The following is a 21,410-nucleotide window of genomic DNA, read 5'->3' on the forward strand; positions in this document are numbered from 1 at the left end:
GGGGGTCAGCGGACGGCGGCGCGGACCAGCGCGCTGATCCGGCGGGCCACTTCGTACGGGCGTTCCTGCGGCAGCATGTGCCCGGCGCCCGGGAACCGGACGAACTCCGCGTGCGGCAGCTCGTCCGCGATCACCTTCGCGTGCGGCAGCGGGCACAGCCGGTCCTTCTCCCCCGCCAGCACCACCGACGGCACGTCGCACAGGGCGCCCAGCCCGCCGATTCCCCGATGCGACGCGATCGCGTCCAGGAACATGCCGGCGCTCGCCGGGTGCACCGCCAGCAGCTGCTCGACGACGCTGTCCACCTGTGCGCGCCCCGGGTGGAGGCCGAACACGAGCCGTCGCGCGCCCGAGCGGACCATCCCCGGCCGCAGCCGCAGCGTGTCGCTCCGCAGGCGGGCCAGCAGCTGGGCCAGGCGTGGCTCGAAGCGGGTCACGCCCCGGCCGACCAGGCCCGGGAACCCCAGCGTCAGCTGGTTCATGTCGCCCGACGACGTCGCCACGAACGCCGCGCCCGCCAGCCGGTCGGCGACCAGCGCCGGGTGCCGCTCGGCGAGCACCATCAGCGTCATGCCGCCCATCGAGTGCCCGGCCAGCACCAGCGGCCCCGCCGGGACGCGCTCGGCGATCAGCTCGGCGAGGTCGTCGGCGAGCCGGGCGATCGTGGCGCCGCCGCGCCGGGCCGGCGCCGAGCCGCCGTGGCCGCGCAGGTCGTAGCGGAGCACGCGCAGGCCGGGGTCGAGGTGCGGGAGCACGAAGTCCCACGTCCGGTGGTCCTGCGTCCAGCCGTGGACGAGCACCAGGGTCACGGCCGAATCGGCCGGCCCGGACTGCGTGACGTGCAGCGCGGCGCCGTCGCTCGCGACGAACCGGTGCCCCGGCGAGAGGACGGTGGTCATCGGCCCGCCGGGAGCAGGAACGACTTGCGCCAGAAGTACTTGCCGGGCAGCCCGACCAGGCCGGACTCCTCGAGGAACGGCATGATCTTCTCCCCCGCCCACGCGATCGTGCCCTGCCAGTGCGGGTTGTTCAGCGCCGCTTCGACGCCGTCGCGCGGCCGGATGCCGACCGCCTTGTAGACGTCCGGGTTGATGAACGCCCGCGTCACGAAGTACGAGATGACCGCGATGATGAACTGCTGGTAGCCGATCTCGGCCTTCGACAGCTTCGCCATGCCGCGCGTGACCTCTTCGCGGGCGAAGGTGACGTGCCGGGCCTCTTCCAGGACGTGGATCCGGTTGACCATCCGGACCAGCGGCTGGACGCCTTCGTCGTTCATCTGCTCGCGCTGCAGCCGGTCCAGCACTTCCTCGGCGACCAGGATCGCGCCGTAGCGCGCCGGGCCGTAGGAGATCGTCGGCATCAGCTTCGCGAGGCGCCGCAGCCACGGCACCGGGCCGTAGGCGGGGCAGCCGATCCGCGACGCCATCCGCGCGAACATCGTCGAGTGCCGGCATTCGTCGGCGATTTCGGTGAGCGCGAACTGGGCGTGCGCGGACGTCGGGTCCTGCTCGTAGACCTCCTTGAGCAGCATCTGCATCAGGAGGATCTCGAACCACAGGCCGGTGGTGGCGACGCTCGCGACCTCGTGCTTGCCGAGCTCGATGCGCTGCTCGGGGGTCAGTTTTTCCCAGAGTTCGGTCCCGTAGAGCGAGGACCGCTCGTCGAGGATGAACCGCTTGCCCTCGACCAGCGGCGCGGCCCAGTCGATGTCGACGTCGGGGTCGTAGAACTTGTTGGCCGACGACTTCAGCAGGCGGTCCGCGGTCTTCTCGCGATCCGGTTCCTTCAGCGTCCGCGTCATCGCCGACACCCCTTCCGCGACATGTAACTTGAGGTAACAGTTACCTGTGCGTAGCATGACCCTCGTGATCGAACGTGTCAAGCGCTCCGGCAAGCCGTCCAGCAGGTCCTCCCGCGGCGAGGAGGCGACCGGCGACGCCCGGCGCGACCGCTGGCGCAAGCACCGGATCGCCCGGCGCAAGGAGTTCGTCGAGGCGGCCCTGCGGGCGCTCGACACGCACGGCCCGGACCTGGGCATGGAGGACGTCGCCGCGGAAGCCGGCGTCACCAAACCGGTGCTGTACCGGCACTTCGACGACAAGGCCGACCTGTACGTCGCCCTCGGCCAGCGCGGCACGGAAATCCTCTTCGAGCGCCTGATCCCGGCGATCAACGCCGAACTGGCCCCGGTGCCGAGGATCCGGATGGCGCTCGACGCGTTCTTCACCGTGATCGAGGAGCACCCGAACCTCTACCGGCTGCTGGCGCACGGGCGGCCGGAGAAGCCGGTGTCGTCGGACGTCGTGGCCGAGGACAAGGAACTGATCGCGACGGCCCTGACCGCGCTGCTCGGCGACTACATGCGGATGTTCAACATGGACTCCGGTGCGGCCGAGCCGTGGGCGCACGGCATCGTCGGCATGGTCCAGAACACCGGCGAGTGGTGGCTGGACCGCCGTTCGATGAGCCGCGACGCGGTCGTCGAGTACCTGACCCAGATCATCTGGGCGGCCATCGACGGGCTGACCCGCCAGAACGGCGTGGTCATCGACCCGAACCTGCCCCTGGAAGCCAACAAGGTGGTCCAGCTGGGCCGCGCCCCCGAGTCGTTGGAGGAAACGTCATGAGCGAGCACGACGAAGACGGTTACCGCGGACCGGCCACCCTGGTGGTCGACGGCGTGTCGCTGCCGGTGACGGTCGAGCTGCGCGGCTACTTCCAGCCGATCGACGGCTATTACCGCTGGTACGGCCGGGTGGCGGTGAACGAGGAGCTGACCCGGTTGGCGGGCGGCAAGAAGAAGGCCGTGTCCCTCCAGACGGGCTCGCACTCGGCCGCGGGCGAGCTTTCCGATCCGGACCCGTGGGGCCGGTACCGGATCATGGGCACGAGCACGCCACCGTTCCACGTGCCGACGACGCTGGAGGAGCTGAACGCATAACGCCGGCCCGGCCACCGCGCGGCGGCCGACCCGGGTGGCTCAGGGCATGCGCGGGCCCGGCAGCTCCACGCCCGGCAGCACCCCGTTCGCGATGTCCGTGGCCCGCCACTTCGGCACGGTCAGCCGGACCGCCGTGACCGGGGCCCCCAGGAACGCCGCGGCCTCCGGGACCTTCGCGACGAGCAGCTCGCGCACCCGCGCGTCCTCATCACCGCCGATATCACCGCCGACGACCTCGGCGAACGCCTGGGCCTGCAGGAACGGCTGCATCGGCGAGCCCGTCGAGACCACGACCGAGACCACCGGGTTCTCCCGGATCGCGGCCAGCGTCCGGCCGCGGTCCTCGAGCACGAGGTCCAGGGTGAACTCGCCGCGTTCGGCGAAGTACACCCCGCCGACCCAGGGCCCGGTGCTGCCCGCGGTGGCGAGGAACAGCGACTTGTGCGCGGCGAGGGTGTTCCGCACGAGATCCGCGACGGCGGTCGGTTCGAGAGTGGTCACCGGCCGAAGCTAGGCGGCCGAAAAGCGACACTCCAAGCAGAACACCACAATCCGGTGAAACCTCCGGGCACGCGAAAGCCACCCCGGGAACGCCCCGAGGTGGCTCTTGCGGGCTGGTGGGTCAGTCGCCGACGCCGAAGCCGACCTTGCGGACGTCGGACGGGGCGATCTCGACGTACGCGATGCGGTCGGAGGGGACGATGTACTTGCGCCCCTTCTCGTCGTTGATGCGGAAGAGCCCGTCACCGGCCGTCAGGGCCTCGGCGACCAGCTTCTCCACCTCTTCGGGAGACTGGCCACTGGACACCACCAGCTCGCGCGGCGTGTCCTTGATGCCGATCTTGACCTCCACGTGGGACCTCCGCTGGAAATTCGTAAGGGATGTGCCGGCCAAGGCTAACCGAACCGGCTCGTTCCGGTGGCGCATGTCCGCGCCCGACCGCGTTGTCACTTCCGGGTACTCCATCGGGTTCAGCCCAGGCCGAGCGCCTGCATGCGCTTCGTGTGCCCTTGTTGCAACCGCCGGAACAGCGCGGCAATTCCGGAGAGGTCGCCCGAGCCGCCGACGATGAGCTCGGCCAGCCCGTCGCGCTCGGCGACGACGTACTGGGCCTGGGTCAGGGCCTCGCCGAGCAGGCGGCGGCCCCACAGGGCGAGCTTGTCGCGGGTCTTGGGGTCGGCCTCGATGCCGGCCGCGACCTCGCGTTCGGCGAAGGCCGAGTGGCCGGTGTCGGCCAGCACGGTCAGCACCAGGTCCTTGGTCTCCGGGTCGAGCCAGCTGGCGATCTCGCGGTAGAGGTCGGCGGCCAGTCCGTCCCCGACGTAGGCCTTGACCAGCGACTCCAGCCACGACTTCGGGGGCGTCGACGCGTGCCAGGCGTCGACCTGGGCGACGAACGGCGCCATCGCGTCCTCGATCTTGACGTCCTGGGCGGCCAGGTGCTGGGCGAGCAGCCCGTAGTGACCGATCTCGGCGGCCGCCATGGTCGCCAGCGCGGCACGGCCGGCCAGCGTGGGGGCGCTGCGCGCGTCCTCCGCCAGCCGGTCGAACGCGGACAGTTCGAGGTAGGCGATCACACCCAGAAGGTCTACTACGCCTTCGGAGATCTCTTGGGGCTCGGTCACGGGGGCAGGGTATCGCCGAAGCACCCGGGCGTGTCGGGACGAGACCGATCACACTGGTTCCGGCGCGCCGGGTACTGTCGAAAAACTGCTGACCAGGTACACTGGCGTGCGATAACAAGCTTCCGTACGCCATACCGGCGACGGGAACAGGCAGGTCACGCGGCTTGCCGACGTACTGCAATGTGCGTGCACGCCTCTTCCGGCATTCCCGGGGCGGACCGGTTCCGCGCTTGAAGATCAGCGCCAGGGACCAGGGTTTACTCCCGGTCGAGTGTCGAGCGGACCCACGGCTGTGCGCGCTGGTCACGAGAGAGGCGATCACCCTGACCGCAGAAATTCCCACAACCGAACAGACCCCCGCCGTCGCGCTGGAACACAGCGAGACCGGCCCGGCCGCGCTCGACACCTCGCACCCGCTGCAGGCGGGCGTCGAGGTCGAGCCCGAGAACCCGACCTTCGCGTCCTTCGGCGTCAAGCCGGAGATCGTCAAGGCCCTCGGCGAGGCCGGCATCGAGCGCACCTTCGCGATCCAGGAACTCACCCTGCCGCTGGCGATGGCCGGCGACGACCTCATCGGCCAGGCCCGCACCGGCATGGGCAAGACGCTGGGCTTCGGCGTCCCGCTGCTGCACCGCGTGGAGGTGCCGGGCGACGGCACCCCGCAGGTGCTGGTCGTGGTGCCGACCCGCGAGCTGTGCATCCAGGTCGCCAACGACCTCAAGGGCGCCGGCAAGCACCTGGGCATCCGCACCCTGGCCATCTACGGCGGCCGCCCCTACGAGCCGCAGATCGAGGCCCTCCGCAAGGGCATCGACGTCGTGATCGGCACCCCGGGCCGCCTGCTCGACCTGGCCGAGCAGCAGCACCTGGTGCTCGGCAAGGTCCGCGGCCTGGTGCTGGACGAGGCCGACGAGATGCTCGACCTGGGCTTCCTGCCCGACATCGAGCGCATCCTCCGGATGGTGCCGGACGAGCGGCAGACCATGCTGTTCTCGGCCACCATGCCGGGCCCGATCATCACGCTGGCCCGCACGTTCCTGCGCCAGCCGACGCACATCCGCGCCGAAGAGAACGACGCGAGCGCGATCCACGAGCGCACCACCCAGTTCGTCTACCGGGCGCACTCGATGGACAAGCCCGAGGTCATCGCCCGCGTCCTGCAGGCGAAGGACCGCGGCCTGACGATGATCTTCAGCCGCACCAAGCGCACCGCGCAGAAGGTGGCCGACGACCTGGTCGAGCGCGGCTTCGCGGCCGCCGCCGTGCACGGTGACCTGGGCCAGGGCGCCCGCGAGCAGGCCCTGCGCGCGTTCCGCTCCGGCAAGGTCGACGTCCTGGTCGCGACCGACGTCGCGGCCCGCGGCATCGACATCGACGACGTCACCCACGTCATCAACTACCAGTGCCCGGACGACGAGAAGACCTACGTCCACCGCATCGGCCGCACCGGCCGCGCGGGCCGGACCGGCGTCGCCGTCACCCTCGTCGACTGGGACGAGATGCCGCGCTGGAAGCTGATCTCGGACACCCTCGGCCTCGACAAGCCGGAGCCGGTGGAGACGTACTCGTCGTCGCCGCACCTGTTCGAGGACCTGGGCATCCCGGCCGGCACGTCCGGGCGGCTGCCGCTGGCCAACCGCACCCGTGCGGGCCTGGCCGCCGAGGAGGAAGAGGACCTGGGCGGCAAGAAGCGCGGCCGCGGCCGTGGCCGGACCGGCGAAGCCGCCGCCGCGCCGGAGGACGAGGCGCCGCGCAAGCGCAGCCGGACCCCGCGCAAGCGGACCCGCGGTGGCTCGCGGGCGGCCGAAGCGGTCGAGGCCGCGGACAACGCCGCCGCGTCCGCTTCGCCGGACGCCGAGGCACCCGCGTCGGAGGGCCGCACCCGGAGCCGCCGCCGCACCCGCAGCGGCAACGCCCCGGAGGCGACCGGCCCGGCCGTCGAAAAGGAGGCCGGCGAGAACGCCGAGCGTCCGGCTCGCCGCCGCCGGCGTCGCCGTCCGGCCGCGACTTCTGATACACCTGCTTCGGCAGACTGAGGCTTCTCCATCGGGGGTTCGGGTACGTGAGCGACGTCGAGAAGGCGGCTGAAGAGACGCCTGCCTACGGGTCCGAGGACGTGCTCGAAGACGCTCCCGAGAGCACTCCGCCCGCCCCGCGGGTCAAGGCGCGTCGTTCGCCTTGGAACCGCGGGCGGGACAGGGTGATCGCCGCCTTGATCGCGGTGGCCGTGGTCGCCGTCGCGCTGGTCATCGGCACGACGAGCGACAGCGCGGCCACCGACCGGACCGAGGCGGCGCCCCCTCCGGCGTTGCCCGCGGCCCCGGACAAGGTCCCCGGGTCGCTGGCGGCGATCTGGAGCGCCCCCAGCGGCGCGACGCCGATCCCGGTCGTGGCCGGCGAATCGGTGGCCACGGCGGACGGCGGCGAGGTCGCCACCCGCGACCCGCTGACCGGGCAGATCCGCTGGCACTACTCGCGTGACCTGCCGTTGTGCACGCTGGACCAGGTGTGGGGGCGGCTGAACGCCGTCTACCACAAGAGCCGCAACTGCAGCGAAGTCACGCAGCTGGACCCGGCCACGGGCCGGATCACGGCCCAGCGCAACGGCAACGCGGAGCTGGGCACCCAGCTGATCGACGACGGCTCCCACGTGACAGCCACGGGCAAGACGCTCCTCACGACCTGGCGCGACGACCTGGTCCAGAGCGCCGAGTACGGCCAGGTCCCGGCGCTGGTCAACGCGGGCAAGCAGCCCCGCACGGGCTGCACGTACGGCACGGTCGCGGCGGCATCGGGCAAGATCGGCGTGATCGAGCGCTGCCCGGGCGACCCGGCCGACCGCCTGACGGTGTACAAAGCGGCCCCGGAAAAGGACGACGAGCCGCAGGTCAGCTTCAGTTCGGTGCTGGCGGGCAAGCGCGCCCGCGTGATCGCGATGTCGGGCGACCTGACGGCGGTGGTCCTCCCGGACCAGAAGCTCCTGGTGACGTTCAACGGCGACGGCACCCAGCGCGCGGCGTACCCCCTGGACCTCCCGGCGGCCGACCTGGCGGCCGACCCGCCGTCCGGAGTCGAGGCAACCACCCAGACGGCGGCGAACATGTACTGGTTCAGCGGGTCGAAGGTGGTGGCCCTGTCCCGCGACGACCTTTCGCCCCGCTGGACGCTGAGCAGTGCACTGGGCCCGGGGGTCACGTACGCCCAGCAGCTGGTGGTCCCCATCAAGGGCGGCTTGGCGGTGCTGAACGAGAACGACGGGTCCACGATCCGCACGGTGGGCGTCGAGCGCCGCGGCTATCCGGGAGCGGTCCGGTTGGCCGCGGCCGGCCCGGTCCTGCTCGAGCAGCGCGGCGCCACCTTGACCGCCCTGAAGTAGCCCGCCCCGCGTGTCGACTCCCCAATCACGCGAGATGACTCTCCAGTCACGCGTGATGGCTGCCTGATCACGCGAGATCGGCCTGCGAGCGAGTTCCGGTCGCGTGCGGGGAGGCGGGACTGGCGTGCTTGGGCGGGTGCGGTCAGGTGAGCCAGAAAAGGGTCAGGGCGGAGACCGTGAACAGGACCACCGCCACGCCTGCTCCCACTGCCGGGAGGCCGGTGCGGCGGTCGGCGACTCGCTGAGCCAGCAGGGCCAGCACCGCCGCCACCGGGTGGCCGACCAGCAGCATTGGGCCGGGGCCGGGGGCTCCCGTGAACAGGCAGATGCCCGCCACCGCGAGCACGCCGATCGCGAGGACCGTGAGCCCGGCCGCCAGGGAGCCGGTGAACCCGCGCCACCAGCGGCCGCGGTCTTTCGCGGGCCCGGCCGGCGCACTCGCCTCGGCCTCCGGGGCCGTAACCTCCGAGCCGGTAGCCTCCGGCTCGATCCGCTCAGGGGCGACCCGCTCCTGCTCGACGGTCGGCTCGTCGGCCGCACCGAGCGCCTCGGATCGGGCGCCCTCAGCCTCCCGAAGTGCCTCAGGCCGGGCAGCCGCAACCTCGCGAAGTTCCCCAGGTCGGGCGCGCTCAGCCTCGCGCGGCGCCGCCTCGGTCAGCTCCGCACCCGCCTCGGTCAGCTCCGCACCCGCCTCGGTCAGCTCCGACCCCACCGCTCCGGCCTCGCGCGGCTCCGGCGCAGCTCTGCGGGCCGGCACCTGACCGGCTTCGGGCTGTCCCGCGGGCAACGGCACTGTCGCCAGTTCGTCGGTGTCCGGTGAAGCCACGTTCCCTCCCGTTCAGGGCGCGAGCAGGTCCCACGGCTGCGCCTGCGGGGCCGCTTCCTGGCCCGCCGCGCAGCTCGGCCTGAAGTCGCACCAGGCGCAGCGGCGGTCCGGGCGGGGTGGGAACAACACGTCCCCGTCGCCGCCCGCGTCCAGGGTATCCGTGGCCAGGCGTAGGTCTCCGGCGGTCTCTTCCGCGCGCTGCAGGTGCCGCTGCAAGCTCTCCGGGGTGTGCTCCGCCGCCGCGATCGTGCCTGTCGGCAGGTGGTGCAGCTCCACCGCCGTGCACGGCATCCGCAACGTGCGCGACGCCGCCACCGCGTACAGCGCAAGCGCTTGCGACGCGCGGGCTTCGTACTCGTCCGGCGGCCGGCGGCCCGTCTTGTAGTCGACGATCACCAGCGAGCCGTCGCGCGCGTCGATCCGGTCCGTGCGGCCCTCGATGATCATCGAAGGCCGCTCCCCCGGTGTCCCGCTGACCGGCGCCGACACCCACCGCTCCAGCCCCACCGGGTCGTGCGAGACGTCGTTGTCCTCGACGTACTCCGCCACCCACCCCTTCGCCCTTGCCCGGTACCGCGCCGCCTGCTCTTCGGTCTCGAAGCCCGCGTCCTTCCAGAACTCGGCCACCAGCGCCACCGCGCGCTGCGGCACCCGCTTGAGCACGGGCAGGTCGAACAGCGCCCGCAGCGCGTTGTGCACCACCGCACCCAGCGTGCTGTGCGCCCACGGCCCGGTGCGCTGCGGTGTCGGCCGTTCGAGGTACGCGAGCCTGTACCGGCGCGGGCAGTCGTCGAAGGTCGCCAGCCGCGCCGGCGAAACCTTCGTGAGCCGCACCGGTTGCGCGACGCCGAAGTCGAAGCCCATCTGGTCTCTCACTGCGCCCACGCTACGCACCACCACCGACACTTTTTTCGGGGGTTCGGGTGGCGGAGCCCCCGACCTGGGGCGAAGCCCCAGATGTCACAGCCACTTTCCGCGCGGGGCGAGCCTGCCCCGCGCGGAAAGCCGGTTCACCGCACGACGAGCACCGTGTGCGTCCCGCCGGAAACCGTCAGCAGACCCGCCGCGCGAAGCGGACGCCCATCCAGCAGCACCAACCGGCCACCGGGCACCACCAGCGAACCGGAGGTCCCGCGCGGCGCGGTCACCGTCAACGAAAACACCGAACCCTGCTGAGACCACGAAGCCGACAACGCGCCCTTCGGCGTCGGCACCGCCCCTCGCGCCCACGAAACCGGGCCCGGGTGCGGCGAAACCGTCCAGGTCGCGAAGCCCGGCGACGTCGGCGAGACGCCCAGCAGCTCGTTCGTCAGCGCGGGCACGACCCCGGTCGACCAGCCGTGCGCGGCCGAGGTGTACCCCTGCTCGTAGTGTGAACCGCCCTCGCCGATGCCCTCCCACGCCGTGATGCCCGGGTCGTGCGTGGCCATCCAGCCGTACGTCCGCTTGATCTGGTCGATCGCGGACGCCGTCTGCCCGGTCCGGAACCGCGCCTGCAGCTCGGGGAACGACGTGAACGCGTACACGCGCTTCGTGCCGTCGCCGACCAAGGTGTCGTTGTCCATGAACGGGTTCCCGTACGGCAACGCACCCGCCGCGAGCCGCGCCAGCGCCGAAGTGGCCTGCGCGGGAGACGCGATCCCGGCCAGAACAGCGTGGCTGTTGCCGTCCTGGCCGTGGCGCACCGCGCCCGTTGCCGAATCGAGGTACGCGCCCGCCGCCGGGTCCCACAAGTACTGGTTCACCGCCGCCGAGACGCCCGAAGCCCGCGAAAGCCACCGATCCGCGTCGGCCGGGTGCCCCGTCGCGCGCGCCAGGCCGGCCGCGCCCTGCAGCGCCCGGACGTACAACGCGTTGTAGTACGTCACCTCGCCCGTACGCGGCAGGAAGGCGTAGTCGCCGTAGCCGCCGGTGCCGTTGAGGCCCTTCGCGAGCAACCCGCGCGAATCAGTCACCGACGGATACCAGCTGTCGAGCGTCTTCACGAGGTGCGAGTAGTACGAAGCCGCGTACGCGTTGTCGCCCGTGTAGAGGACGTAGTCCCAGCTCGAGGTCACCCACCAGAGCGGATAGTCGAACAGCGGCAGCGTGTAGCCGTTGATCGACGCGGGCGGGATCCAGCCGTCCGCGCGCTGGTGGTCGGCCAGGTCGGCGAGGACGTTGCGCGCCGCCGTGCCGTCCTGGTGCGTCAGGTACTGCGTCAGGCCGGAAACCGCGACGTCGCCGACGTACGGGTCCCGGTCGCGTTTCGCGCCGTCGTGCAGCACCAGCTTCCCGTCCAGCGACGGCGAGAACGCGCCCCGCGGGTCCACATCGGACTCCCGGAAGGTGTCCATGCCCAGCTCGTTCGTGTAGGACGCCGCGTACCAGTATTGGTTGAGCTGCTCGTCGGACGACTCGAACCAGCCGCGGTAGGTCGACGGCGTGCCGAGGAACGGCGTGAAGTCGAGCGAGACGCCGCTGATCCGCACCTCGCCGGACGGCTGAGCCGACGGCGCGTCCGAGGCCAGCGCGTCGAGGCTGATCCGCAGGTAGCGGAAGCCGTGCAAGCCGTCCGCGCACACCTGCGTTCCCGAAGCGCAGCCCTTCGTGTCCCGCCAGACCGTCGGCGTCGAGGGCACGGCGAACTGGTCCGTGCCCGGCCCGCCGGAGAAGTCCGAGCGGGTGAAGTCGGAGCGTTCGCCCAGGTACTGGAGGGTCTCCGAGAACGCCAGCCGCACGCCCGGCCGGTTCGCCGAGGCGCCCGCGAACGCGATCTTCGGGTATCCCGCGACCACCTGGCCGAAGTCGACGACGGCGGTCGGCACCGGCGGGTCGGCGACCACGCCGGGCCACACCTCGGCGACGCGGCTGAACTCGCCGGACGGGGTGTTCTGGTCCTTGGTCACGGTGATCCGGACCTGCGCGGCCGGCGCCGGCCGGTCGAAGGTGACCGCGCGCTGCACCGCCGTGTTGCCGCTGACTGTGGCGGCCACTCGCCACGCGCCCGCCTCCAGCACCTCGACCGTGAAGTCCTGCGGCACGCCGTCCACATTGGACAGCACGGTGACGCCCGGCAGCGTGACCGGCGCGCCCGCGGTGATCGTCAGGACGTCGGGGTAGCCGCCGATCGTGTCGTCGTTCCAGAACGTCCCGGTGTTGCCGTCGACGGCGTTGCCGGGGTCGTAGGTCCGGGGCTGCCCGTTCCCGCCGTTGTTCGGCGCGTGGAACGACGACGCGGCCGCGGTGGTGCCCGCGGGCCACACCGGCTTCGGCGGCGGCGCCTGCCGCTTGAACGTCGCCACCCCGCGGCCGAGCAAGCCGTTCGGGTTCGCGACGTCTCCGGTGGTGGACAGCACCTTCACCGGCCGGACGTCCCGGCTCGCCGGTGCGACGACGTACTTTTGCCAGCCCGGCGCGGCGTCGGCGGGCGCGGCGACCACGCCGCTCGCCACCAGTACCGCGACCGGCAGGACTGCTCTGAGCCACTTCATCGAGGCCTCCGCAGGCGCATTGAATCGTTTCAAACGCTGAGCTGAGCTTCAATCTGCGACAGCGGTGCCAACGATGTCAACGAACCGGGCGCATCCTGTCCGGCAGGACAACCCGGGTGGCGGGTCAGTTCCCGCCGGCGATGAACCCGCGGACGGAGTTCGCGACGAGCTCCACGGCGATGGCCGCGAGCAGCAGGCCGGCCACCTTCGCCAGCAGCGTGATGCCGCTTTCCTTGATCAGCCGGATGACGAGACCGGAGTACCGCATGCAGAGGTAGATGACGAAGTGGGTGGTGACGATCGCGAGCGCCAGGGCGATGTACGCGCCGATGTGGCCGTCGGCCTGCCGGACGAACACGATCGTCGCGGCGATCGCGCCGGGCCCGGCCAGCAGCGGGGTGCCGAGCGGCACGAGGGCGACGTTGACGTCCTCGGCCGCCGCCTCGGGCTCGTGGCCGTTGCTGGTGAGCAGCTGCAGGGCGATCAGCAGGAGCAGCAGCCCGCCCGCGCCCTGCAGCGCGGGGATGCCGATGCCGAGGTAGGCCAGGATCGCCTGGCCCGCGACCGCGAACAGGCTGATGACCAGCAGGGACACCAGGACGGCCTGCCGGGCGGCGCGCGCCCGGGTCGCCACCGGCTTGCGGCCGACGAGGCTGAGGAACACCGGCACCGTGCCGGGCGGGTCCATGATGACGATCAGGGTGATCGTCGCACTCATGAAGAGCTTCGCGTCGAAGACGTCGGCGAGCGCCATGTCAGCCCTTCACGACCTGGAACCCCGTGGCGCGTGAAGCGAGCTCCTCGAACTGCCCGGGGTCGGTGGTGCACTCGCCGAGCGCGATCGTCTTGTTGGTGCCGTGGTAGTCGCTGGACCCGGTGAAGACGAGCCCGAGCTCGCCGGCCAGCTCGCGGGTGCGGGCCCGCGTCGGCGCGTCGTGGTTGGGGTGGTCGGCCTCGACGCCGGTGAGCCCGCGCGCGGCCAGCCCGGCGAGGGTGTCCTCGCTGATGGTGGCGCCGCGGCTGAAGGCGAAGGGGTGCGCGACGACCGTGACGCCGCCGGCCGCGGCGATCATGTCGATGGCCTCTTCGACCGGCGTGTCGCGCCGGGCGACGTAGTAGCCGCGGCGGGGGCTGAGGTAGTCGGCGAAGGCCTCGTCGACGGACTTGACCAGCCCGGCCCGGACCAGCGCCTGGGCCAGGTGGGGGCGCCCGGGCGGGGAGTCCTCGGGCAGCAGGCCGAAGATCTCGTCAATGTCGATCGGGAGGCCATCGGCGGCCATCCGCTCGGCCATCCGCCGCAGCCGCGTGCGGCGCTCGAGCCGCAGCCGGGTCTGCTCGGTGACGACGGGCTCGGACGTCGGGTCGAAGAGGTAGGCGAGCAGGTGGACGCTGATTTGCCGGCCGGTCTCGGGGTCGATCGACACCGTGGAGAGCTCGGCGCCGGGGACCAGCGTCAGGCCTGGTGACACCGCTTCGGAAGCGGGCGCCCAGCCCGCGGTGGTGTCGTGGTCGGTGATCGCGACGACGTCGAGCCCGGCTTTCGCGGCCGCGGCGACGAGCCCGGCCGGCGTGTCGGTGCCGTCGGAAGCGGTGGAGTGGGCGTGCAGGTCGATGCGCATCGTGTCCATTGTCGACGATGCGGTGCGTCACACTGCGGCCGGGACACCCCGGCGCACGTCACCCGACCGGCTTCTTGCCCCGGGCGGCCCGCTGGGCCTTGATCATGGAGAAGCGTTCGGCCTGCTTCTGCTTGTCACCGAAGACCAGCTCGGAGATCGTGTCGTAGAACTCTTCGGGCCGCGGCAGGAAGTCGATCTTGTTCAGCGCCTGGATCTGACCGGCCGACTCGACCACCATCGTGCCGTAGCCCATCATGCGGCCGGTGGCCGTGCGGACGTAGCTGAGGTCGGTGACCTTGCTGATCGGCATCATCAGCACCTTGGTGGTGAACACGCCGGTGGTCATGACGAACCGCTTGTCGGTGACCACCAGGCGCTCGACCCACCACTCCATCACCACGTAGGCGAACCGCAGCACGACGAGCAGCGCCACGTACCAGAGGATGTTCTGGCCGATGTACAGCGCCGGTGGCAGCAGGTAGGACACCAGCACGCAGACGGCCAGCAGCGCGGCCGCCTCGAAGGTGTCCCAGAGCAGCACCGCCCAGTGGCGGCGGATCCGGATGACCCGCCGCTCGGTGTCGAGGAGGTACTCGTCGGGGTCGCGTGGCGCGAACATGGTTCGAGGGTAGCCCCCGATCAGCCCTTGAACACGTTGCTGACGAAGGTGATCACCGATTCGGCCGAGCTGCGGAGGAATTCGATGATGTTGCCGACGAGGCCGGCGGCCTGCCCAGGCTGGGCGATGACGAAGAACAGCACCAACGCGATACCGGCGAGGCCCGCAATCTTCTTCACGTTCACCGCGATCAAATCCCGTCTCTTACGGTGACACCGGACAACTGCAGAGAACTTGACTTTTTACGTTGTACCGCACTGAACAGGCGCAGGGGAGGAAAGTCCCGCGCTTGGGTCAGCACGCGGTCCGAAGTGTACCGTATGGCTACTCTCCGTGTACAGGACATCGGTTTTCAACTCGGTCACGTCTACCCTTCGGGACATGGAGAGCCTTCCCGGCACCACAATCCGCTGCGTCGGCGGGGTCGTGTTCGACCCGCAGGGCCGGTTGCTGCTCATCCGGCGCTTGAACAACCCCGGTTCGGGGCAATGGTCGCTGCCGGGTGGCCGAGTCGAACCGGGCGAAACGGACAAAGAGGCTGTGGTCCGGGAGCTTTCCGAGGAGACCGGGCTGGACGTGATTCCCGGCACACTGGTCGGCGCGGTGCGGCGGGGGCCGTACGAGATCTTCGACTACGCCTGCGAGGTCGAGGGCGGCGTTCTCACGGCCGGTGACGACGCATCGGAGGCACGTTGGTCCGATGCGGCAGACCTTGCCGCGCTGGAGGCCGCCGGAGCGCTCGTCGACCTCCTCTACGTCACGCTCCGCGACTGGAATGCCCTCCCGGCCGCCTGAACTACAGCGGCAGCCAGGTCATCCGCTGCCCGTGCGGCGCGGTCCGCGCCAAGGCGTGCGCCTCGGCCTTCCCGTCCTCCCACCGCACCACGCCCAGCGTCGCGAGCCCGTCCGCGCCCGAAAGCTCGTCGCGGCCCGGCAGCACGAGCTCCAGCCCGGCCCCGTAGAACTCCTCCGAAACCCACCACACCGGCCGCGAGGACGCCAGCTCGGCCAACGCCGAGACGAACGCCGCCCGCTTCTCGGCCGGGAAGTACCCCAGGGCGTGGCTCGTGAGCACCACCAGCGGGCCGTCCAGCGACGCCGCCGCCGAGGCCAGGTCGTCGACCCCGTCCCCGGCGATCAACCGCGGCCGGTGCTTCGCCTGCTCGGCCGCCGCGGTGCGCAACAGCCGGATGCGGTCCGGCTGGTCCGCCCAGACGCACGCCTCCAGCCACGCCAGCTCGTCCTCGTCCGAGAGGTCCACCGGCGCCCGGTCGAGGCCCGCCCGGTCGAGCAGGGCCAGCTTCTTCGGCAGCTTCGGCACCACCGCACACGGCGCCAGGTCGAGCGCGCAGTGCAAGCCGACCGCCGCCTTGGCCGGCCCCGCCGTCAGCTGGTCGCCGCCGTCGCACTGGTAGCGGTAGCCGAACCGGTCCAGGCCCAGCAGCAAGCCCGCGCTGCAGCCGACCTCCAGCAGGGAAACCTTCCCGCCCGCTTCCTTCGCCGCCCGCGCCACGCCCGGGTACAGCAGCGCCGCCCGGCGAACCTCGTTGGTCTGCGTGTAGCGCGCCGAAATCAGCGCCCGGGCCTTCTCGGCCCGCTCCAGCAGGAACGAGCGGAACAGCGGCCAGGTCTCCGAGTCGACGCCGTCGAAGCCGCCCAGCGACGGGTAGTAGCGCGAGAGCGGGTGGATGGGGTCGGCCTGCACGAGGCGGTGGGCGACCGCCATCAGCAGCGTCCCGCGCACCTCGCCGTCGCGCGCGACCGACAGCAACCCGGCGACGTCGTCGTCCGCGGCGGCCTGCAGCGCGAGGTGCTCGTACAGCGGCGAGACCCCGCGGGCCTCGACTTCCGCGAACGTGCGGAGTATTCCCTTGATCCCGTCCAGGTCCATCAGAGCCTCATTCGTGCGGCACCGGCCGGCCCGGCTGCTCGCCGCCCCGAGTCTCCCCGTACGAGCGCTTCGGCACCATCACCTTCCGCCGGAAAGTGCACACGATCAGGCCGTCCTGCTTGTAGCCGCGCGTCTCGACGTACACGACGCCACGGTCGTCCTTGGACTTCGACGGCGTCTTGTCGAGCACCTCGGTCTCGCCGTAGATCGTGTCGCCGTGGAAGGTCGGCTTGACGTGCTTGAGCGACTCGACCTCGAGGTTCGCGATGGCCTTGCCGGAGACGTCGGGCACCGACATCCCCAGCAGCAGCGAGTAGACGTAGTTGCCGACCACGACGTTCTTCCCGAAGTCGGTCGTCTCTTCCGCGTAGTGCGCGTCGAGGTGCAGCGGGTGGTGGTTCATGGTGATCAGGCAGAACAGGTGGTCGTCGTATTCGGTGACCGTTTTGCCCGGCCAGTGCTTGTAGACCGCACCGACCTCGAACTCCTCGTAGTACCGGCCGAACTGCACTCGTTCTCTCCGTCCCCGTAACGCCGTGTGAGGCTGGTACGACACGCATCCGTAGTGAGGAGTACCCTCAACCATCGGTGTTCGCGCGTCAACGCGAGCCCCACCACTGTTGCCGCCCGACCGAAGGAGGTGAGGAACTCGATGAGTAGTGGCGATAGTCCGCTCCCTAGTAGTCCCAGCGTTCCCACCTCACCGGCCGGCCGGCTCATCTCTCGGTAGGCCTTCTCCTCCGGGAACGCTGGTGTGTCGCCGGGCGGACGCGTTTCCCGCCCCTGGTCCGTCGTCTCGCACGACCACGCACGACACCAGGAGATCCCATGCCTGCCATTCCCTCGCTCGGCGGCCTTCGCGGCCGCGGCAACAAGAGCGCCGGCCCGGTCCGCCCGATTCCGGTGCCGCTGTCCGCGTACGTCGTCGATTGCGCGGTGTACGTCGGCGGTGAGCGCCTGCCCGGCCGCTGGACCCACTCCGAGGCGATCAAGGAGGTCCGGAAGCGGCACGAAGGGTTCGTCTGGATCGGCCTGCACGAGCCGGACGCCCAGCAGATCCAGGGCGTCGCGGACACGTTCGGCCTGCACGAGCTGGCGGTCGAGGACGCGCTCGAAGCGCACCAGCGGCCGAAGCTGGAGCGCTACGACGACACGCTGTTCCTGGTGGTCAAGACCGTGCGGTACGTCGAGCACGAGTCGCCGACGACGGCGAACGAGATCGTCGAGACCGGCGAGCTGATGGTGTTCCTCGGCCGCGACTTCGTGATCACCGTGCGCCACGGGAACCACTCGGGACTGGCGCGGCTGCGCCGCGAACTGGACGAGGACCCGGAGCGGCTGCAGCTGGGCCCGTCCGCGGTCGTGCACGCGATCACCGACCACGTCGTCGACCACTACCTCGACGTCACGGGCCGGATCGAAAACGACATCGACGTCATGGAGGCGCAGGTCTTCGCGCCCCGCTCGCAGGTCAGCGCCGAGCAGATCTACCTGATGAAGCGGGAGGTCCTCGAGCTGCGCCGGGCGGTGATGCCGCTGGCCACGCCGATCCAGCGCCTGGCCGAGGGCTACACGCGGCTGGTGCCGGACGACGTCCGCTCGTACTTCCGCGACGTCGCCGACCACCTCACGACCGTGTCCGAACGGGTCGCGGCGTTCGACGAACTGCTGTCCACCCTGGTCGACGCGACCGTCGCGAAGATTTCGCTGCAGCAGAACACCGATATGCGCAAAATCACGTCGTGGGCGGCGATCATCACCGTGCCGACGATGATCGCGGGCATCTACGGGATGAACTTCGACTACCTGCCCGAGCTGCACTGGAAGTTCGGGTACCCGCTGGTCATCACCGTGATCCTGGCGATCTGCCTGTTGCTGTACCGAATATTCCGGAAGAACGGCTGGCTCTAGGTCCCCCTTTCTTTCCCACCGGATTCGGAGAATTCGTGATGCCTCGCATGCTGTCCAACTTGAAGTTCTGGGCGCTCGCGCTCAGCCTCGTCTGGATCTTCGTCATCACTTTCGTCATCGTCGCCGACCCGGGGTTCGCGCACGGCATGAAGTGACGTCCCGGGGTCGTACCCTGGGTCCATGCCGAAAGCGCTGGTCGTCTCCGACGAGGTCGACGAGCGGTTGTGGACCGACGCGGTCCGCACCGTCTCCGTCGACCTGGTCATCGCCGCCGGCGACCTGCCCTACGACTACCTGGCGTTCCTGGCGAGCGCGCTCGACGTGCCGTGCGTGTTCGTGCCCGGCAACCACGACCCGGACCTGAGCGGCTACACCCGCTACGGCGGGCTGTCCATGAAGGACGGTTTCCCCACATTGTGGCCCGGCCCGGCGGGCGGCATCAACGCCGACGGCCGGCTCGTCGACGTCGCCGGGCTCCGGTTCGCCGGGCTCGGCGGCTCGATCCGCTACAACGACGGGCCGAACCAGTGGACGCAGCGCCAGCAGGCGCGGCGCGCCCGCGGGCTGGTCCGGCGCGCCCGGCTGCGGCGGTGGCGCGACGGGCGGGACGTCGACGTCCTGCTGACCCACTCGCCGCCGCTGGACCTGGGCGACCGCCCGGACCCGCCGCACCGCGGCTTCAAGTGCCTGCACCCCACGATCGCGGCGCTGCGTCCGAAGTGGCTGCTGCACGGGCACATCCACCCCCACGGCGAGCCGGTGCCGGACCGGGTCGTCGGCACGACCCGGATCCGCAACGTGGTGGGCCACCGGATCATGGAGTTCTCATGAAAGAGACGGGATTCCCCCGCGCCGACGCGGAAAACGACTTCCTCCGCGCGCGCCGGAGCCAAGTGCTCTCGCGGCTTTCGACGTGGCTGCGCCGCGAGCCCGACGACGTCAACATCACGCTGCCGTTCCACGAGGTGGTGGAGGCGCTCGGCTACCTCGGCGAGCACCGGATCGGGCTGCGGGTGATCAAGCTGGAGTCGATCGTCGGCACGGTCGACCGCAGCCGCGACTTCGACCGCCGCTTCCGCCCGACGTCGGCCCGCGTCCGCGAGCGCTGGGAACGCCTGGCCCTGGCCGCCCGCCGCGGCGAGGAGATCCCGCCGATCGAGGTCTACCGCGTCGGCGAACTGCACTTCATCATCGACGGCCACCACCGCGTGTCGGTCGCGCTCGCGCAGGGACTGTCCACAATAGAGGCATTCGTGACGGTGGTCCGCACCAAACTGGACCCGAGCGGCATCCGCCACCGCGGTGACCTGATCGTCAAGGACTACCGGAGGCTGTTCCTGGAGCGCGTGCCGCTGACCGGCCACGCGCGCGCGTCGGTGATCGTGTCGGACCCGTGGGACTACGCGAAGCTGGGCGAGCACGTGGAGGCCTGGGGTTTCCGGCTGATGCAGGACGAGGGCAAGTTCAGCGACCGGCCGAGCGTGGCGCAGCGCTGGTTCGAGGAGGAGTTCGTCCCGGTGGTGGGCATGCTGCGCCAGGCGGACCTGATCGGCAACCGGACGGACGCCGAGGCGTACATGTGGGTGGCGGCGGAGCGGTACCGGCTGATCCGGACCCACCGCTGGGACGACGACGTGATCGAGAAGCTGCGGTCGCGGGAGCACTAGGCGTGGAGCACCAAAGGGCACCACCTCGACGGGCTACCGCGGCCGCAATGCCAGACACGTCCTAGAAACCCAACCCCGGCGTCAACGCCAGCCGCCGAACCTGGTCGAGGGTCAGCGTCGGCTCCGGGCGCTGCTTCGGCAACCGGACGCCGGCGCGGTCCAAGACTCCGCTGTTGTTCGACCAGAACTGCACGACCGCCTCCGGCGTGGCCAGTGCCACGCGGTGGGTCAGGATGTCGCCGGAACTGAGCGTCGACAGCCACAGCAGGCCCTGCGGGGTCGGTTCCGTGCGGCAGAGGATCTCCTCCGGTTCTTTGCACGGCGGGCCGCCCGAGTTGGGGCTGGGCACGATCACGAGGTACACCGATCCGGAGCCGCGTGCGTCGGTCACCCGGACCCCCATGTGGAACAACGCGTCCCGGGGCGCGTCCCCGGCCGGGTCGGCGATCAGGTGGAACGGGTCCGCCGGCGGGGTCTCCCCCGGGACCGTCAGCCGGGTGATCTGCGCGTCCGGCGGCAGCAGCGAGCGCACCGCGCGCCCCACCGCGCAGCTCAGCCGGTCGACCAGGGCCGCGCGCGTGTCCGAAGCCGTCGGGCAGGGCGCGTTCGCGACCCCGCCCCGGTGCGGCAGCACCACCACCGCCAGTCCCAGTGCCAGCACGATGACGGCCACGGCCACCGCCGCCGTGAGCAGGTGCTGCCGGCGGGACCGGCGGGCCGCGGCGAGCACCGCCGCCCCGGACAGGCCGATCGGGGGCTCGTCCTCGGTCACGTACGCCGTCAGCAACGACCGGACCTCTTCCATCACCACTCCTCTCCGGTCTGCGACGGCAGGACCGCACGCAACGCTTCGACCCCGCGGGCCGTCTGGGACTTGACCGTCCCTTCCGCGATCCCCAGCAGCGTCGCGACCTCGCTCACCGGAAGGTCTTCGAGGAACCGCAACACCACCATCGCCCGCTGCCGGGGCGTCAGCCCGGCCAGCGCGCGCTCCACGTCGAGGCGCAACGACGTGTCCCGGCCCGACGGCGACTCCCGCTCCGGCACCGACGACGTCACGTACTCGCGCCCGGAAACCCGCCGCCCGGCCAGGAACAGGTTCAGCAGGATGCGGCGCGCGTAGGCGTCGACCGTGCCCGGCCGGATCCGGCGCCAGCGCCGGTACAGCTGGACGAACATCGCCTGGACCAGGTCTTCGGCCGCGTGCCAGTCCCCGCAGAGCGCGAACGCCACGCGGCGGAACCGCTGGACCCGCGCGGCGAAGTACTCGCTGAAATCGAGGTCTCTCGGCACCCCACCCTCCTTCTCCCCCCTTACTAGTGCGCGAAGGGCCGGAAAGGTTCAAGCGTCCCCCGTGCGAGCTACGCGCAGGTGCCCACCCGATGGGGACGATTCCCGCGCGCCGCGGCCCTAGCGTTCGGCACAGACCGCGGGGCGGACGCCGCGGGTGGGACGAAG

At 71.0% G+C, this 21,410-nt stretch carries 24 protein-coding genes; 8 read left to right on the forward strand and 16 right to left on the reverse strand.

Annotated features, from left to right (window positions below; genetic code table 11):
• Window positions 1-5: 5 nt before the first annotated feature.
• Both C2L58_RS06430 and C2L58_RS06435 read right to left on the reverse strand, forming a co-directional pair.
• Window positions 6-899 carry an alpha/beta fold hydrolase gene (locus tag C2L58_RS06430; RefSeq protein ID WP_103336621.1) on the reverse strand — a complete coding sequence of 298 codons (894 nt, stop codon included), beginning with the start codon at window positions 897-899 and terminating at the stop codon, window positions 6-8.
• A complete protein-coding gene (locus C2L58_RS06435) occupies window positions 896-1,804 on the reverse strand; it encodes an AurF N-oxygenase family protein (RefSeq protein WP_199191127.1) in 909 nt (302 codons plus the stop codon). The genes C2L58_RS06430 and C2L58_RS06435 overlap by 4 nt, the downstream gene beginning before the upstream one ends.
• A gap of 55 nt (window positions 1,805-1,859) precedes the next feature.
• Between C2L58_RS06435 and C2L58_RS06440 the strand changes: the two genes are divergently transcribed.
• Both C2L58_RS06440 and C2L58_RS06445 read left to right on the forward strand, forming a co-directional pair.
• A complete protein-coding gene (locus C2L58_RS06440; protein WP_103336623.1) occupies window positions 1,860-2,630 on the forward strand; it encodes a TetR/AcrR family transcriptional regulator in 771 nt (256 codons plus the stop codon).
• Window positions 2,627-2,944 carry a DUF4873 domain-containing protein gene (locus C2L58_RS06445; RefSeq protein ID WP_103336624.1) on the forward strand — a complete coding sequence of 106 codons (318 nt, stop codon included), beginning with the start codon at window positions 2,627-2,629 and terminating at the stop codon, window positions 2,942-2,944. The genes C2L58_RS06440 and C2L58_RS06445 overlap by 4 nt, the downstream gene beginning before the upstream one ends.
• 39 nt (window positions 2,945-2,983) lie before the next feature.
• Here C2L58_RS06445 and C2L58_RS06450 read toward each other — a convergent pair whose 3' ends face one another.
• The 3 genes from C2L58_RS06450 to C2L58_RS06460 form a co-directional block, all read right to left on the reverse strand.
• Complete coding sequence (locus C2L58_RS06450) at window positions 2,984-3,445, reverse strand: pyridoxamine 5'-phosphate oxidase family protein (RefSeq protein ID WP_233225588.1); 462 nt, start codon at window positions 3,443-3,445, stop codon at window positions 2,984-2,986.
• A 121-nt stretch (window positions 3,446-3,566) separates the two neighbouring features.
• The gene (locus C2L58_RS06455; protein WP_013223016.1) at window positions 3,567-3,797 is read right to left on the reverse strand and encodes a DUF3107 domain-containing protein; all 231 of its coding nucleotides are present in this window, start codon (window positions 3,795-3,797) and stop codon (window positions 3,567-3,569) included.
• Window positions 3,798-3,916: 119 nt separating this feature from the next.
• Window positions 3,917-4,570, reverse strand: a complete 654-nt coding sequence (locus C2L58_RS06460; RefSeq protein WP_103336625.1) for a ferritin-like fold-containing protein — start codon at window positions 4,568-4,570, stop codon at window positions 3,917-3,919.
• 230 nt (window positions 4,571-4,800) lie between these two features.
• Between C2L58_RS06460 and C2L58_RS06465 the strand changes: the two genes are divergently transcribed.
• Together C2L58_RS06465 and C2L58_RS06470 are read left to right on the forward strand one after the other, a co-directional pair.
• Entirely contained in the window at window positions 4,801-6,606 is a 1,806-nt protein-coding gene (locus tag C2L58_RS06465; RefSeq protein WP_103336626.1) for a DEAD/DEAH box helicase, read from the forward strand.
• Window positions 6,607-6,632: 26 nt separating this feature from the next.
• Entirely contained in the window at window positions 6,633-7,946 is a 1,314-nt protein-coding gene (locus C2L58_RS06470; RefSeq protein ID WP_199191128.1) for an Rv3212 family protein, read from the forward strand.
• Between the two features lie 142 nt (window positions 7,947-8,088).
• On the opposite strand, the gene C2L58_RS06475 is transcribed toward C2L58_RS06470, so the two are convergent.
• The 7 genes from C2L58_RS06475 to C2L58_RS06505 form a co-directional block, all read right to left on the reverse strand.
• On the reverse strand, window positions 8,089-8,772 hold the full coding sequence (locus tag C2L58_RS06475; protein WP_103336628.1) for a hypothetical protein: 684 nt from the start codon (window positions 8,770-8,772) through the stop codon (window positions 8,089-8,091).
• 12 nt (window positions 8,773-8,784) lie between these two features.
• Window positions 8,785-9,636, reverse strand: a complete 852-nt coding sequence (locus tag C2L58_RS06480) for a RecB family exonuclease (RefSeq protein WP_199191132.1) — start codon at window positions 9,634-9,636, stop codon at window positions 8,785-8,787.
• Between the two features lie 146 nt (window positions 9,637-9,782).
• Window positions 9,783-12,245 (reverse strand): alpha-L-rhamnosidase-related protein, encoded by a 2,463-nt coding sequence (locus C2L58_RS06485; protein WP_103336630.1) that lies wholly within the window; start codon window positions 12,243-12,245, stop codon window positions 9,783-9,785.
• 124 nt (window positions 12,246-12,369) lie between these two features.
• A complete protein-coding gene (locus tag C2L58_RS06490) occupies window positions 12,370-12,999 on the reverse strand; it encodes a MarC family protein (RefSeq protein ID WP_013223009.1) in 630 nt (209 codons plus the stop codon).
• 1 nt (window position 13,000) lies between these two features.
• Entirely contained in the window at window positions 13,001-13,873 is an 873-nt protein-coding gene (locus C2L58_RS06495) for a PHP domain-containing protein (RefSeq protein WP_103336631.1), read from the reverse strand.
• A 49-nt stretch (window positions 13,874-13,922) separates the two neighbouring features.
• Complete coding sequence (locus C2L58_RS06500; RefSeq protein ID WP_003095467.1) at window positions 13,923-14,483, reverse strand: PH domain-containing protein; 561 nt, start codon at window positions 14,481-14,483, stop codon at window positions 13,923-13,925.
• 20 nt (window positions 14,484-14,503) lie between these two features.
• A complete protein-coding gene (locus tag C2L58_RS06505) occupies window positions 14,504-14,668 on the reverse strand; it encodes a hypothetical protein (RefSeq protein ID WP_199191129.1) in 165 nt (54 codons plus the stop codon).
• A 196-nt stretch (window positions 14,669-14,864) separates the two neighbouring features.
• Here C2L58_RS06505 and C2L58_RS06510 point away from each other — a divergent pair, with 196 nt between their 5' ends.
• Complete coding sequence (locus C2L58_RS06510) at window positions 14,865-15,278, forward strand: NUDIX hydrolase (protein ID WP_103336633.1); 414 nt, start codon at window positions 14,865-14,867, stop codon at window positions 15,276-15,278.
• 1 nt (window position 15,279) lies between these two features.
• Here the strand turns inward: C2L58_RS06510 and C2L58_RS06515 are convergent, their stop codons facing one another.
• Together C2L58_RS06515 and C2L58_RS06520 are read right to left on the reverse strand one after the other, a co-directional pair.
• Entirely contained in the window at window positions 15,280-16,374 is a 1,095-nt protein-coding gene (locus tag C2L58_RS06515) for a DUF2332 domain-containing protein (RefSeq protein ID WP_103336634.1), read from the reverse strand.
• Between the two features lie 7 nt (window positions 16,375-16,381).
• Window positions 16,382-16,885, reverse strand: a complete 504-nt coding sequence (locus C2L58_RS06520; protein WP_013223004.1) for a MaoC family dehydratase — start codon at window positions 16,883-16,885, stop codon at window positions 16,382-16,384.
• 317 nt (window positions 16,886-17,202) lie between these two features.
• Between C2L58_RS06520 and corA the strand changes: the two genes are divergently transcribed.
• The 3 genes from corA (at window position 17,203) to C2L58_RS06535 (ending at window position 19,952) form a co-directional block, all read left to right on the forward strand.
• A complete protein-coding gene (gene corA, locus C2L58_RS06525) occupies window positions 17,203-18,285 on the forward strand; it encodes a magnesium/cobalt transporter CorA (protein ID WP_103336635.1) in 1,083 nt (360 codons plus the stop codon).
• A 180-nt stretch (window positions 18,286-18,465) separates the two neighbouring features.
• The gene (locus C2L58_RS06530) at window positions 18,466-19,116 is read left to right on the forward strand and encodes a metallophosphoesterase family protein (protein ID WP_103336636.1); all 651 of its coding nucleotides are present in this window, start codon (window positions 18,466-18,468) and stop codon (window positions 19,114-19,116) included.
• Window positions 19,113-19,952 carry a chromosome partitioning protein ParB gene (locus tag C2L58_RS06535; RefSeq protein ID WP_103336637.1) on the forward strand — a complete coding sequence of 280 codons (840 nt, stop codon included), beginning with the start codon at window positions 19,113-19,115 and terminating at the stop codon, window positions 19,950-19,952. Before C2L58_RS06530 ends, C2L58_RS06535 begins: the two co-directional genes overlap by 4 nt.
• 61 nt (window positions 19,953-20,013) lie before the next feature.
• Here C2L58_RS06535 and C2L58_RS06540 read toward each other — a convergent pair whose 3' ends face one another.
• Complete coding sequence (locus tag C2L58_RS06540) at window positions 20,014-20,757, reverse strand: hypothetical protein (RefSeq protein WP_103336638.1); 744 nt, start codon at window positions 20,755-20,757, stop codon at window positions 20,014-20,016.
• Window positions 20,757-21,245 (reverse strand): SigE family RNA polymerase sigma factor, encoded by a 489-nt coding sequence (locus tag C2L58_RS06545; protein WP_103336639.1) that lies wholly within the window; start codon window positions 21,243-21,245, stop codon window positions 20,757-20,759. The genes C2L58_RS06540 and C2L58_RS06545 overlap by 1 nt, the downstream gene beginning before the upstream one ends.
• Between the last annotated feature and the right edge of the window lie 165 nt (window positions 21,246-21,410).

This window comes from Amycolatopsis sp. CA-126428 (assembly GCF_002904335.1).
Lineage (GTDB): Bacteria > Actinomycetota > Actinomycetes > Mycobacteriales > Pseudonocardiaceae > Amycolatopsis.